The 13,695-nt window shown below is 61.8% G+C and carries 14 protein-coding genes and 1 pseudogene; 9 read left to right on the top strand and 6 right to left on the bottom strand.

The window, feature by feature from the left end; all coding sequences use genetic code 11:
- Positions 1 to 296: 296 nt before the first annotated feature.
- On the bottom strand, positions 297 to 1,310 hold the full coding sequence (locus tag EN990_RS32315) for an arginase family protein (protein ID WP_063170311.1): 1,014 nt from the start codon (positions 1,308 to 1,310) through the stop codon (positions 297 to 299).
- Positions 1,311 to 1,503: 193 nt separating this feature from the next.
- On the opposite strand from EN990_RS32315, the gene EN990_RS32310 reads away from it, so the two are divergent.
- Complete coding sequence (locus tag EN990_RS32310; protein WP_127368492.1) at positions 1,504 to 2,073, top strand: cupin domain-containing protein; 570 nt, start codon at positions 1,504 to 1,506, stop codon at positions 2,071 to 2,073.
- A 100-nt stretch (positions 2,074 to 2,173) separates the two neighbouring features.
- On the opposite strand, the gene EN990_RS32305 is transcribed toward EN990_RS32310, so the two are convergent.
- Genes EN990_RS32305 through EN990_RS32285 form a run of 5 tightly spaced genes read right to left on the bottom strand, consistent with a single transcriptional unit; the run spans position 2,174 to position 6,728 of the window.
- Positions 2,174 to 2,587: an acyl-CoA thioesterase gene (locus tag EN990_RS32305; protein ID WP_164753839.1), complete on the bottom strand. Its 414-nt coding sequence runs from the start codon at positions 2,585 to 2,587 to the stop codon at positions 2,174 to 2,176.
- Entirely contained in the window at positions 2,584 to 3,519 is a 936-nt protein-coding gene (locus EN990_RS32300) for a 3-keto-5-aminohexanoate cleavage protein (protein ID WP_063168755.1), read from the bottom strand. The genes EN990_RS32305 and EN990_RS32300 overlap by 4 nt, the downstream gene beginning before the upstream one ends.
- Before the next feature lie 31 nt (positions 3,520 to 3,550).
- Positions 3,551 to 4,657, bottom strand: coding sequence for an ABC transporter ATP-binding protein (locus tag EN990_RS32295; RefSeq protein WP_063168756.1), 1,107 nt, complete (start codon positions 4,655 to 4,657; stop codon positions 3,551 to 3,553).
- Complete coding sequence (locus tag EN990_RS32290; protein ID WP_063168757.1) at positions 4,657 to 5,394, bottom strand: GntR family transcriptional regulator; 738 nt, start codon at positions 5,392 to 5,394, stop codon at positions 4,657 to 4,659. The genes EN990_RS32295 and EN990_RS32290 overlap by 1 nt, the downstream gene beginning before the upstream one ends.
- Entirely contained in the window at positions 5,394 to 6,728 is a 1,335-nt protein-coding gene (locus EN990_RS32285; protein WP_127368868.1) for an aminotransferase class III-fold pyridoxal phosphate-dependent enzyme, read from the bottom strand. The genes EN990_RS32290 and EN990_RS32285 overlap by 1 nt, the downstream gene beginning before the upstream one ends.
- 121 nt (positions 6,729 to 6,849) lie before the next feature.
- Here EN990_RS32285 and EN990_RS32280 point away from each other — a divergent pair, with 121 nt between their 5' ends.
- From EN990_RS32280 to EN990_RS32245, 8 genes and pseudogenes are all read left to right on the top strand, one after another.
- Positions 6,850 to 7,905, top strand: coding sequence for an ABC transporter substrate-binding protein (locus EN990_RS32280; protein WP_063168759.1), 1,056 nt, complete (start codon positions 6,850 to 6,852; stop codon positions 7,903 to 7,905).
- Positions 7,906 to 7,960: 55 nt separating this feature from the next.
- Entirely contained in the window at positions 7,961 to 9,136 is a 1,176-nt protein-coding gene (locus EN990_RS32275) for an ABC transporter permease (protein ID WP_127368869.1), read from the top strand.
- Entirely contained in the window at positions 9,133 to 9,942 is an 810-nt protein-coding gene (locus EN990_RS32270; RefSeq protein WP_082826529.1) for an ABC transporter permease, read from the top strand. The genes EN990_RS32275 and EN990_RS32270 overlap by 4 nt, the downstream gene beginning before the upstream one ends.
- Entirely contained in the window at positions 9,939 to 11,117 is a 1,179-nt protein-coding gene (locus EN990_RS32265; protein ID WP_063168762.1) for a M20 aminoacylase family protein, read from the top strand. The genes EN990_RS32270 and EN990_RS32265 overlap by 4 nt, the downstream gene beginning before the upstream one ends.
- Positions 11,117 to 12,550 (top strand): FAD-binding oxidoreductase, encoded by a 1,434-nt coding sequence (locus EN990_RS32260; RefSeq protein WP_127385397.1) that lies wholly within the window; start codon positions 11,117 to 11,119, stop codon positions 12,548 to 12,550. The genes EN990_RS32265 and EN990_RS32260 overlap by 1 nt, the downstream gene beginning before the upstream one ends.
- A 2-nt stretch (positions 12,551 to 12,552) precedes the next feature.
- Complete coding sequence (locus tag EN990_RS32255) at positions 12,553 to 12,915, top strand: AraC family ligand binding domain-containing protein (protein ID WP_164747152.1); 363 nt, start codon at positions 12,553 to 12,555, stop codon at positions 12,913 to 12,915.
- An 82-nt stretch (positions 12,916 to 12,997) separates the two neighbouring features.
- Positions 12,998 to 13,280: pseudogene (locus EN990_RS32250) on the top strand (tyrosine-type recombinase/integrase); the annotation flags it as partial.
- Positions 13,281 to 13,436: 156 nt separating this feature from the next.
- A partial coding sequence (locus EN990_RS32245; RefSeq protein WP_164747151.1) for a helix-turn-helix domain-containing protein occupies positions 13,437 to 13,695 on the top strand: 259 nt, incomplete at its 3' end.

Genomic DNA, 13,695 nt, shown 5'->3' with positions numbered 1-13,695 from the left:
GGCTTGCAGTTTACCGTCGGCGGCGAAGCTCGGCGGCTGTGCTGCCGCCGGCGTGGCGGCCGAGAGGGCGATGAGTAGAAGGATCTTGCGGTTCATGGTTCACCTCTAGTTTGGGCTCTTGGCGGCCTCAAGGAACGCTTGCCGAAAGTTCGTCAATAGTCAACATAATTCATTTAAGAGAACAGGAGACAGCGAAAGAATGGCGCCACCGCATCGGCATCGAAAGTCCGGAGCCGCGAGCCGCGACGCCATCACCGATGGCGTCGGCGCGCTCCTGTAGCGGCCAAGGCCACGCGTCAGTGCGTCTCGGCATTCTTTGCGGCGATCAGGCAGATCAGTTCGTACATCATCACCATGGCGACCTGCGCCGTGATCTGGTTGGGGCTGTCCTTGGTCGGCATCAGGCAGACGACGTCCCCACCGATGATGTTGAGCCCCTTCAATCCTTGCAGAAGGCGCGTCGCCTCGCGGATGGTCAGGCCGCCGAAGCCCGGCTCGAGGTTCGAAACCCCGGGAGCGACGGAGGGGTCGAGGCTGTCGAGATCGAAGGTGATGTAGGCGGGGCGATCGCCAACCCGCTCGCGGATCATCTCCACCATGCGCTCTATGCCCAAGCGTTCGAACTCGTCCATCGTAACAACCCGATAGCCCAGAGCGCGACTCGAGCCGCCAACGCCGCCGGTGTGGATATCCGCCGCCGGATGACCGCGCATGCCGATCTGGATGCTGCGTTCCGGGTCGACCGCACCTTCCTTTGCCGTATAGGCCGCCCAGTGCGCCGCCGAACGCTTCGCGCCAAGCCAGTGGGGCATGTTGTCGTAGGAATCGGTGTGCGCGTCGAAATGGATCAGCGAGCAGGGCTGGCCTCCCGACAGGCGCCGGCCCGGTCCGGCGATGGCCTTGATGATAGGCCCGGTGATCGAGTGATCGCCGCCGATGGAAACCGGGTTTGTGCCGGCGGCGTCGAGCCGGGCGTAGAAGGCTTCGATGTCGCGGACACAGGCCTCGTTGTTCATGGCCTCGGGCAGGGGAACGTCGCCAAGATCGCTGATCTTGGCGGCATCCCATGGCGAAAAGCCGTGCACCCCGTGCGAGCGGCGATAGTAGCCCGACACGTTGCGGACCGCACGCGGGCCAAGATGTTGGTCGCGCTCCGTCGAGCCGTTTCCGGAGCTGTGCGGCACGCCGACCAGGCCGATATCCACATCGGCCGGAGTCTCCGCTACCGGGCAGCGGAAAAACGTCGCGATGCCCCACCAGTACCAACTCTGCGAACTGCGCCTGGCTTCGGCAATATCGTCTTGGCTCATCATCGCTCCTTCATCCGTATGCTGGCGGGGAAGGCTCGCCTCATGGCACCGCCGCCTCCTCGAAATTCATCTGGATGCTGGTGGGGAATTCTGTATAAGTCAACAAAGTTGTTCTATACAGAACACATAAAATTCCGGCTTGTACGGCGGACCGAGCTGACGGTATGGGATTGAACATGCTGAGAGCGCAATCATGACGAGTGGCACCCAGAGGCCGTCCACGGCCCGCATCGGTGATGCCCTGCGCAATCGACGGCGCGAACTGGACCTTACCCTCCAGGCCGTGGCGGATGGCGTTGAAGTCAGCAAGGGTTTTCTCAGCGAAGTCGAACGCGACAAGGCCTCGCCCTCGGTGGCAACGCTCGTTCGCCTGTGCGACATTCTTGGAATTACGATCGGCAGCCTGTTCCAGCATGACAACACGGCTGTCGTCCGCGTTGACGCGCGCACTCCGGCGGTGCTCGGCGGCACCGACCTTTCAGACTTCCTGCTCAGCCCGAAATCCGCGGTTCGGACGCAGGCGATCCTGTCGATCATGGCGCCGGGCGGCACCGGCGGCGACAAGCTCTACAGCTGGCGTTCGGAAGAGGAATTCGTGTTCGTCGTCGAGGGCAGCGTGACCGTGTTGCTCGAAGGCGAGGAGTTCGTCCTGCTCGAAGGCGACGCCATGACTTTCGACCCAAGACGCCTCCACACCTTCCGCAACAGTTCCGCCACCAAGCAGGCGCAAGCGCTTTTCATCCTGTCGCCGCCGTCCGTCTAGAGGCGCAGTCATCTTAAGCCAGCGTAGTCCGATGACGTCGGCTTTCGGGAAACGGCGAAGCTGGTCTTAACGACCGACTTGAGGCGCAAAGCTGCCGGCTTCACCCCCTCGGGAGTTTCGCGCTCGCCTGCCGGGCCTCGCCTTCGATCTCGATCTTGCTCCGCGCTTGAAGATCGAAGCGCACCGTTACGGTGCGCATGCGCGCATGCAGGACTCCGTCCAGCGTACCGCGCATTTCATGCAGATAAGTCAGCGACGATTTCCCAAGCTTTTCTATAACGCTGCGAACGGTGACCAGAGTTCCCACCGCGGTTTCATGCACGTAGTCGATCTCCATCCTCACATCCGCCCAGCCAAGGGTCGGCGTCAAACGAGGATCGGCAATCCTGCCCAGCAACTGGAAACTGGCGTCATCGAACATCGCCACATAATGACGAACGTTGAGATGGCCCATCGCGTCGCACATCCAAGGATGCACGACGCCGACATAGGTTTCGATGCCGGGGGGCGTCAAAACCCGACCTCATGTGCGCCCTTGAGATCCAGCAGTTGACGGGCTTCGTCGGGCGTCGCGATTTCGAGCGACAACTCGTTGAGAATGCGCTTTATCTTGGCCACCTGTTCGGCATTGCTCTTGGCGAGCGTGCCCTTGCCGACATAGAGGCTGTCTTCCAAACCGACCCGTACATTGCCGCCCATGATCGCGCCCATCGTGCAGAGATTTATCTGGTGCTTGCCCGCGGCAAGGATCGACCAGAGATAGTCGTCTCCGAACAGCCGATCAGCCGTCCTGCGCATGTGCATCATGTCTTCTGGGTCGGCGCCGATACCGCCCAGCAGCCCGAAGATCGTCTGGACGAAAAGCGGCGGCTTCAGCAGCTTGCGGTCGAGAAAGTGCGCAAGCGTGTAGAGGTGACTGACATCGTAGCACTCGAACTCGAACTTCGTGCCATAAGCCTGGCCGACCTCGACGATGATCCGCTCGATCTGCTCGAACGTGTTGGAGACGATGCCCTTCTTTGTGTCTTCCAGATAGCCCTTCTCCCAGTCGTACTTCCAGTCGGTGTATTTCGGCGCGATGTGGTGCAAGGCGAAATTCATAGATCCCATATTGAGCGAGCAGAGTTCCGGCTTCGAAGCGTGCGCCGCTTCAAGGCGCTCTTCGAGGGTCATCTTCAGCCCGCCGCCGGTGGAAATGTTCATCACGGCGTCGGTCTGCTGCTTGATGCGCGGCAGGAAATCCATAAACAGCCTGGGATCAGGGGTAGGCTTGCCGGTCTCCGGATCGCGGGCATGCAGATGGATCACCGACGCCCCGGCTTCGGCTGCTCCGACAGCGGCGTCGACGATCTCGGACGGCGTTATCGGCAGATACGGGCTCATCGTCGGCGTGTGGATCGAGCCGGTGACCGCACAGGTGATGACGACTTTCGGCGATTTCTTCATGGTTGAACTCTCCCTTGTCTGCCTTTTGTTGTTATCTATCGAGAGCGAGGCAATCCTCACGACCACAGCCCAATCGAACCGCCTCGCCCGCATTGAGTTCGGACCGAGACGACGATGCGGCAAGCTTGACAATGAATTTCAGGCCGCCCGCCGTCACAGCGACGAGCCGGATGTGATCGCCGACATAGACGGACTGAACGACGGTTGCCGCGATCACGTTGAGGGCGGTGGAGCCTTCGTGCAATAAGGACATGCGCTCGGGCCTGATCGACAGCGTCACCCTGGCGCCCGTAGGGGGCGTCGCGCCAGGGGAAATGGCGTTCAACACCAGATCGCCATCGTCGAGATGGACGGCCACGCCACCATTTTCACCGCCGGCAAGCACGGTGCCGGACATGCGGTTGTTCTCGCCGATGAAGCTCGCCACAAAGCTGCCCGTCGGACGCTCATACAGTTCGCGTGGTGTCGAAAGCTGCTCGATGCGGCCGGCGCTGAACACCGCGATCCGGTCGGACATGGTCAGCGCCTCGGTCTGGTCGTGGGTCACATAAACGAACGTGACGCCAAGCCGGGCATGGATTTCCTTGATTTCGAACTGCATCTGCTCGCGCAGTTGCTTGTCTAGGGCGCCGAGCGGTTCGTCCATCAGGACAAGATTTGGTTCGAAGATCAGGGCGCGGGCAACCGCGACGCGTTGTTGCTGCCCACCCGAAAGCTGCGCCGGACGCCGGTTGCCGAATTCGGGCAACTGGACCATGTCGAGAACGTTCCTGACACGTTGCGTCACCTCCTCGCGGCCAAGTTTGCGGACCTCGAGTGGGAAAGCCAGATTTTCGGCGACCGTCATGTGCGGGAAAAGCGCGTAGTTCTGGAACACCATGCCGATGCCGCGACGATTGGCGGGAACGTTGTCGATGCGCTGACCGTCAATGAGGATTTCGCCCTCGGTCGTATCCTCGAATCCGGCAAGCATCATCAACGCCGTCGTCTTGCCGGATCCCGAAGGCCCCAGCAGCGTCAGGAATTCGCCGCGCATGATTTCCAGGTCGAGCTGACGCACCGCCTGGACGGTCTGCCCGTAGCGCTTGCTGACGCCACGAAACTCGACATGAACCGGGCCATGCGGGGATCCGCCCATCACCGCGCCTGCGCCTTCGGATCACGGCGTACCGAAGCCGGGCGTTTGCGCGCAGGTTGAGCCTCAGCCGCCGCCGCGGCGCGAAGAATGATGTCGGCGGCCTCGCGCAGATCGGCAACCAGCGCCTTGCGCGCAGCCGCGCCATCGGCGCGACGCAGCGCCGCGAGCATTTCGTCGTGATGGTCCAGGCCCAGGCCGTAGGTCACGTCGGAGCGGACGATGTTCAGAAACGGTCCTGCCTGCAGCCACAATTTCTCGATGATCTGCTGGATGAGAGGTGAACGCGCGGCATGGTACATCGTGAAATGGAAGCGCCTGTTCAGGCCGAGATAATTAGCCATGACATTGCTCTCGACGCATTCGCGCATCAGCCCGTTCAGCTTCGCCAATTCATCGAGTTCTTCGGGCGTGATGGTCGTCGCGGCCCACTCGGCCGCCGTCCCTTCGACGCTGCAGCGCACACGCACCAGATCCGAAATACGCGCCACCGTGGCCTCAGGGACAATGACGCCCCGATTTGGGTGGTCGAACATCGCCTCGTCGCTGACGAGTTGCCGCAAGGCCTCGCGCACCGGCATGGCGCTGGTCCGGTACTGTTCGGCAAGCTGTCGTACGACCAGTCTCTGGCCGGGCAGGAAGTCACCGTTCATCAGTGCCTCCTTCAAGCCCGTATGTACACGAACATGAGCTGTCTTTTGCGCGGCCGAGCCGGCAGTGGCATCCTTGCGATCGAGCATCAGTTTGTCCGGCGCGGCAGTATTTTGAGGTTGCTCGACAGGAAATCGTCGAATGCGGCGGCGAAGCCGTCGAGTTCTGCGTCGCCAAATGGCAGTGACAACGCCAGCATGCCGCGCGGCGTCACGTAGTACCCTCGCAACAGCATCTCGATATGCCAAAGCGCAATCGCCGATGGATCGGCATCGTCGAGCCGCGCCGGCGTGTCCACCGGCCCCCTGACGAAATGCAGGTTCATCAACGACCCGCGCCCTATGACGATGCCCTCGACGCCATACCGCTCAAGGGAGACGTTCATCGCTTCACGCAAGCGATCGCCGCGCGAATTGATGGCGCGGCTCGCCTCTTGCGTCAGCACCTGCGTCAGACCGGTGAAACCAGCAGCCATGCTGAGAATATTGTTGTTGAACGTCCCGCCATGCGAAAACGCACCAGGCAAAGCAGGATCGAAGCGGTCGACGAGATCCGCGCGTCCACCGAATGCGCCAAAACTCGCACCGCCGCCGATGTACTTTCCGAGCGTCACGAAATCGGGAAAGATTTCATGTGCGCCATGGAGCGCGCGGTAGTCGAGGCGCGAGGTCATCACCTCGTCGAAGATCAGCAGCGCGCCGGTCTCCTTCGTCGCGGCGCGCAGCGCTTCCAGGAACTCACGCGTCGCCGGGATGCAGCCGCCGCCGCCCATCATCGGTTCGACGATCACCGCGGCAAGTTCGTCGCCCTGTTCCTTGATGAGCGCCACGGCGCCTGCACTATCGTTGTAGTCGGCGAAGACAAAGGGGAAAGGCAAATTGAGCGGTGAGCCGCCATGCGCGAAGGTGAGTACGCCGCCATGATAGCCCTCGCGGAAGGCGAGGATCTTCGAGCGCTGCGTGATGGCGCGAGCCGCCGAAATCGCCATGATGTTCGCCTCGGTGCCCGAGTTGCAGAAGCGCACGCGCTCGATGGCCGGAAAACGGTCGACCACCGCGGCAGCCAGGCGCGCCTCATAGCGGTTGGGTGCGCCCAACATGATGCCACCCTGTATGACGTCCACAAGGGCCGCCGAAATCGCCTTGTCGGAGTGGCCGTAAAAACCGGCACTGTATTCCGAGACCAGGTCGACATAGGTATGGCCGTCCAGATCGGTCACCCTGCAGCCTTCACCGGAAACAAACGATACGGGGAATGGCCGATACCATAGAACAGCCCTCGTATTGCCGCCCGGCAACGATGCCGCGGCCTCGTTCTGACGCGCCCGGCTGTTCGGGTTGGCGTCAGCGAAACGCTGTCGCGCCTCGTCCAGAACAGCAGCGAGACTGACATTGGCGCGCACGTCTCTAGTGCCTTGCAGCATTCGATCAAATCCCTTTGGCTTTTTCACTTTTTTACACCGTACCGTAAATTCCTGTTGCTAATCAATCAATTTTGCGTTTGAAATTTGATCAAATCTACAACGATAAGAAAGGGGAACTGCAATGAGGACTTATCTGCAAGCCGTATCTGCCGCCGCGATCTGCCTCGCGACCTCGGCTTTGGTCGCGTCCGCGGCCGACCCCGTCACGGTAGTCGGCTGGGGTGGTACATGGGACAAGGCCTACAAGGATGGGGTCTGGGACAAGTACACCGAAAAGACGGGCGTCCCGATCGTCATGGAAGAGTGGGGCGGCGAGGTCGCCAAGGTGCGTGCCCAGGTGCAGGCGGGCAACATCACCTATGACGTCGTCTCGGTCGAAGCGCCCGCCATGGAAGTCGGCTGCGCCGAAGGCCTGTTCATTCCGCTGACGCCAGAAATCACAGGCGACGCGGCCAATTATTTGCCGGGCACCCTGCACGAATGCGGCGTCGCGTCCGATACCTGGGCCACGGTCCTCGCCTACAACACAAATGTCTACAAGGGCGACGCCGCGCCGAAGAGCTGGGCGGATTTCTGGAACGTCGAGAAATTTCCGGGAAAGCGTGGCCTCTACCAGCAGGCGCAGTTCACGCTGGAAAACGCGCTGATGGCCGACGGCGTTAAGCGCGAGGACATGTACAAGGTGCTGGCCACGCCGGAAGGTATCGACCGGGCTTTCGCCATGCTCGACAAGATCAAGCCGAACGTCGTCTGGTGGTCCACCACGACGCAGGGCATCCAGAACCTCGACAGCGGGGAAGTGACGCTCAGCGACGCGTTCAATGCACGCATCACCAACGAAGCCATTAACGAGAAAAAGCCCTACGCCATCGCATGGGACGCAGGCTTCTTCTACGGCACCGACTACTGGGCCGTGGTGAAGGGCGCACCGCACCAGCAGGGCGGGCTGGATCTCCTCAAGTGGTTCTCCATCCCTGAAAATCAGGCCGGCTTCTCGAAACTCTATGCCTATGGCACCGGCCGCAAGGAAGCCGCCGACCTCATTCCCGCGGATTGGAAGGCCAACCTGCCGACGTCGCCGGAGCACCTCCAGTACGGCGCCGCCTATAACAACGACTTCTGGACCGAGCACAAGGAAGCGCTGGAAGAACGCTTCAAGGCTTGGCTCGCGAAGTAACCCAGGCATGTTGGTCGGGACAAAGCCGGCTATAAAGCGGCGCCAACGGGGCGGCATGCTCGCCCTGTTGACGGCCCCGCTTATCCTGTTCGTCGTCATTCTGTTTCTGTGGCCGGTGGCGCGCTTCCTCGCTCTGGCCGTCGACAACTCGGATTTTTCGAACAACCTGCCGCACACAATTGCCGCTCTGGCAGGCTGGAAAGCAGATAGCGGCCTGCCTGGCGAACCCGTCTTTGCAGCACTCGTCGAGGACCTGGCCGACGCGCGGCGCGCCGGAAAGGAAGGCGTACTGGCGCAACTCGTGAACCAGCGCGTCGTCGGCAGCCGTTTCCTCGTCATCAAGACGGCAAAGGATGCGGCCGACGGCAAGCTGACTATGCGTCCCGTGCGCGACGAGGTGCTCTCCAAACAGGCCGGCTGGAAAAATATCGATCTCTGGCAGGTCATCGCGCGTCAGCAAAGCGCGCGAACGGACTATTATCTGCTTGCGAGCCTTGACCTGAAGCGAGGCGCGGACAATTCGATCGAAGCCATTTCAGCCGATCGCGCCATCTTCGTCGACGCGCTGCTGCGTACGATCTGGATCACCATCGTGGTGACCGTGATCTGCGCGGTGCTCGCCGTGCCGCTGGCGCAGGCAATTGTCAGCGCGCCGCCGGCCTGGTCGAAGCTCATGTTCGCGCTGATCCTGTTTCCGCTCTGGACATCGCTGCTGGTGCGCACCGTCATCTGGATCATCGTGCTGCAGAAGAACGGACCCGTGAATTCCACGCTGCTTGGCCTCGGCATCGTCAGCGAGCCGCTCAATCTCATTTACACACGCTTTTCACTCTACGTGGCAATGGTTCAGGTTCTGCTGCCCATGATGGTGCTCTCCGTCGTCGCCGTCATGCGGCGGGTTCCGACCACCTATATGCGCGCGGCACTGTCACTGGGCGCGCCGTGGCTCACAGCGTGGCGCTGCGTGCAGTTGCCGTTGATCCTGCCAGGAATCCTGTCCGGCGGGGCGATCGTTTTTGTCTTCGCACTCGGCTACTACATCACCCCGACGCTTGTCGGCGGGCCGACCGACCAGATGATCTCCAGCTACATAGCGTTCTACACGAACAGCACACTGAACTGGGGCATGGGTGCAGCGCTTTCGTTGCAACTGCTGATGATCCTCGTCCTGTTTGCATTCCTGTTCTGGACGGCGTCCGTCCTCTTCCGCCGCAAGGCGCATGTCGCATGAGCGCCGACCGCTTCCGGAAATGGCTGATGTATGCCTATGCGGCGACATTGCTGGCGTTCATCATCCTGCCCCTGCTGATCGTGATCCCCATGTCGCTGACCTCGAGCAACTCGCTGGCGTTTCCGACGCCGGGCTGGTCGCTGCGCTGGTATGCCGAACTGTGGGTCGACCAGCGCTGGCCGACCGCGCTGTGGAACTCGGTCGTCATCGCGCTGTCCACCACGGTTCTGGCGCTGCTGCTCGGCATACCGGCGGCGATCGGGCTCGCCTGGGGCGATTTTGCCGGCAAACGGATCCTCTATGCGATCATCGCCGCGCCCTTGGTGACGCCGGTCGTCATTGTCGGCGTCGCGGCCTTTTCATTCTTCGCCACACTGGGACTCGTTGGCAACAAGCTATCGATCATTCTGGTGCATACGGCCATGGCCGTGCCTGTGATGCTGACGACTGTCGTCGCCAGCCTTTCGACCTTCGACCGGACGTTGGTTCGCGCGGCGGCATCGCTCGGCGCCGGCACCATGCGCACATTCTTCAAGGTAGTGCTGCCGCTGATAGCGCCGGGCGTCATTACAGGGGCCATCATCGCCTTCATCATCTCTTTCGACGAAGTCGTCGTCGCAAGTTTCCTCTCGACGGGCGCAGAGCGAACCTTGCCTCGCATGATATTCTCCGGGGTGCGCGAGTCCATCAGTCCCGCCATCGCGGCCGTCGCCGTGCTGCTGATCGCTTTCTCGGCAATCCTGCTTGTGGTCATCGCCATCCTGCAGAGCCGCTCACAAACTCTTCGCGCAAAGGCATCGGCATGAGACTGGTACCCTCGGTGCAGCAACTAGAGACAGAGATGACGGCCTGGCGGCGGCATCTGCATGCCAATCCAGAACTCGGCTTCGAAGAGTTCGAGACGGCACGTTTCGTGGCGGACAAACTGCGCTCGTGGGGCATCGAGACGACCGAAGGTGTCGGCCGCACAGGCGTCGTCGGCACGCTCAGGGGCAGGCTCGGCGCTGGTCGCAGCCTGAGCATTCGCGCCGATATGGACGCCCTGCCGATGACCGAGGCGCGGCCGCTGCCGCATGCGTCCCGCGTCCCCGGGAGGATGCATGGCTGCGGCCATGACGGCCACACGACAATGCTGCTCGGCGCAGCGTCAGCACTTGTTCGCTCGCCCGACTTCGCCGGCACGGTGCATTTCATCTTCCAGCCGGCCGAGGAGGGTCGAGGTGGGGCGCTTGCCATGCTGGATGAGGGCCTTTTCCAGCGTTTCCCCTGCGATGAAGTTTACGCGCTGCACAATTGCGAACGGCCGCTCGGCGAGATCGCCGTCCACCGCGGAACGGTGGCCGCGGCGGCCGATCGCTTCGAGATCGTCGTCCACGGCAGGGGCGGCCATGCGGCGACACCGCATCTGGCGATCAATCCACTCCCCATCGCCGCGCGCATCCTGCTCGCAATCGAAGCCCTGCCCGGCCGCCTGACCGATGTGCACGCTCCGGCAATCGTCACCGTTGGCAGCCTGCGCGCAGGCGAAGCCTTCAACACCATCCCCGATACGGCGTTTCTGACCGGCACCGTGCGCACCTTCGACCATCAGGTTCAAAAGACGCTGGAGACGGCAATCCGCCGCATCGCGAAAAACGAGGCTGAAGCTTTTGGCGCCAGCGTCGACATTCTCTATGAAACGCCCTTCGCGCCGACGATCAACACCCCGGCGCAAGCCGATGCGATGATCGCGATTGCGAACGAGGTGATGGGACCGGAACGTCTCGTCGTCGATCCGCCTCCCGAGATGGGCTCGGAAGATTTCTGCTACATGTTGGAACAGCGGCCGGGCTGCTATTTCTTGCTCGGCCAGGCCGACGATGCGCATCAGGCTGCGGCTCACGACACCAACTACGACTTCAACGACGCAATCCTGCCGATTGGCGCCAGCCTTTGGGTCAGGCTGGTGGAGCGCCGCCTGTCGGCCAGAGGCGCATCGTGATGCAACTGACGGAAAAGGACATTGTTTGGCGAAGCCATTGGCTGCGGCAGGTCCTGCCCGGGGACCCAGACCTTTCGCCTCCGCTCGAAGAGGCAACGCAGGCCGACATCTGCATCGTCGGCGGCGGGTATCTTGGATTGTGGACCGCCATCCGCCTCAAGGAGCACAATCCAGGCTTCGATGTTGTCATTTTAGAGCGCGACATTTGTGGTGGTGGCCCGAGCGGCCGCAATTCCGGAATGGTGCTTTCGGCATGGACCAAATACAGCGCGCTTGTCGCCCTGCGCGACGGAACCGACGCGCTTTCGATCATCAAGGCATCCGAAGCCGCGATCGGCGGCATCGAGGCTTTCTGCAAGGTCGAGGCGATCGACGCCTGGTTCGATCGCATCGGCTGGATCTGGGGCGCGACGTGCGAAGCACAGCTTGGCGCCTGGGACGACGCGTTGAACAAGCTGGCGGCGCATGGCTACGTGCCTGCGCGACGCGTTTCGCGCGACGAGATCGCGGCGATGGCAGGCACGACGAGCCACCTCGGCGGCGCGTTCGACGCTTCGTCGGCAACAGTGCATCCCGGATTCCTGGTGCGCGGCCTGCGTCGTGCAGCGCTAAAGCGCGGCGTTCGGATCTATGAAAAGTCGCCGATGAAGCGGTTTTCACGACGGGGCAAGCTCACGGTGGAAACGGCGAAAGGAACTGTATCCTGCGGCAAGGTCGTGCTTGCCATGAATGCCTGGTCCGGCGCGATTCCGGAACTGGCCCCTGCGATCTTCAACATCTCCAGCGACGACGCCATGTCACAGCCCATTCCAGACCTTCTCGACAAGATCGGCTACCGCCGGGCGCCGCTGATGATCGATTCCCGCGTCTTCGTTGGCGGTTGGTCTCCGACGCGCGATGGTCGGCTGTCCGTCGGCGTCAGCGGTGGCGTTATTGGCTTCGGCGGCATCGTCGACCAGCGTTTCCATGGCCAGTCGCCCCGTGTCGCCGAAATGCGTCGCGCGCTGCGGGACGGCCACCCGGCGCTCGCCGATTTTCCGCTCGAGACATCATGGAACGGCCCGATCGACCGGACGGTGAGCGGCGTGCCACTTTTCGGCGCTTTGCGCGCCAACCGCGATGTCGTTTACGGCTATGGCTTTTCCGGCAATGGCACGACAATGGCTTATATCGGCGGCGAGATCCTCACCGGCCTGTTGACTGACGGTGAATCGGAACTGACGCATTCGGCGCTGGTTCGTCCGGTAACGCGCGGTTTCCCGCCCGAACCCTTTCGCTTTGTCGGTGCACATTTTGTCCGCGGCGCTGTGCGTCGGCGTGACGATTTCGAACATGCCGGGCGCAAGCTCGATCCGGTGACGAGATGGCTCGCCGGGCTGGCTCCGTCCGGCGTCACTCCCTCCAAAGCCAATCTTCGCGCAAAAAAGGGATGACGATGTCCAAGGCCAAGATTTTCAAGCACAGCGAGTTGACCCTAAAGCCATCGGTCACGCCGACCGGAACGTCTTCGATCGCGCGCGTGATCAATGCCGAGATCAGCCGGACCATGGGCGGCGGCATCGAGTATCTGGAGAACGCCTCGATCGACTGGACCGTGACCTATGACGAGGTGCTGTTCATCCATGAAGGCACGCTGACGATCGAACTGGATGACGGCCGCCACGAATGCCGCCCTGGCGACATCGTCTGGCTGCCCAACGGCACCCACCTCAAATACATCGCCACCGAGCGTACCGGCTATTTTTACTGTCTGTACCCATACGACTGGGCAGCACGGCAAGGGACGGTAGAACCTTGAAGTGGCAGGCATATCATGGATTGGCCCTTCACGGCGCAGTTCCGGGGTAGCGAAACTGCTGTTTTGGCATCTCCGCGCCGACCGGCGCGGCGAAACAGTTCTAGTCACGGAATATGGCCAACCTTTCTCGCCGAAATCTCTGACCGGTGCTATGACCCACTGGTGCGCTCTCGCGGGATTGCCGAAGGGCCTTACGCTGCATGGTCTGCGGAAGTCACTTGGGGTCTATCTCGCCGAAGCGGAGGCATCCACCAGGCAGATGTTGGATGTCTCGGCCATGACGACATTGACCATGCCGAACTCTATTCCCGGGAAGCGTCGCAGGTGCGTTGGCTGTGCAGGGCATGGACCGAGTCGTACGGCTGGTAACGCGCTTGGCGAACCTCGTGGCGAACCTGTCAATAAACCCATTGATAATAATGCCCTTCCCGAGAGATGGGTGACAGTTCATTCTGGATAGATGGGTTACACTTTCGGCCCTTTGCAAGGAGAGCAAGGTGCCTTGGAGGGAGTGTAACGTCATGGAAGAGCGGCTGAAGTTCGTCGCCCGGCTGCTGGACGGCGAGAAGATGGCGATGCTTTGCCGGGAGTTCGATATCTCGCGCAAGACCGGCTACAAGATCCTCACGCGCTACAACGACAGCGGCCTGGAGGGGCTGACGGACCGATCGCGGCGGCCCTATCGCCACGCCAATCAGCTTCCGTTTCAAATCGAGAAGCTGATTGTGCGCCTCAAGCAAGACAAGCCGACATGGGGTGCGCCGAAGATACGCGAGCGGC

It is taken from the genome of Mesorhizobium sp. M7A.F.Ca.US.005.03.1.1 (assembly GCF_003997975.1).
Taxonomy (GTDB): domain Bacteria; phylum Pseudomonadota; class Alphaproteobacteria; order Rhizobiales; family Rhizobiaceae; genus Mesorhizobium; species Mesorhizobium ciceri.
This window is presented reverse-complemented; position numbering and strand designations above follow the sequence as displayed.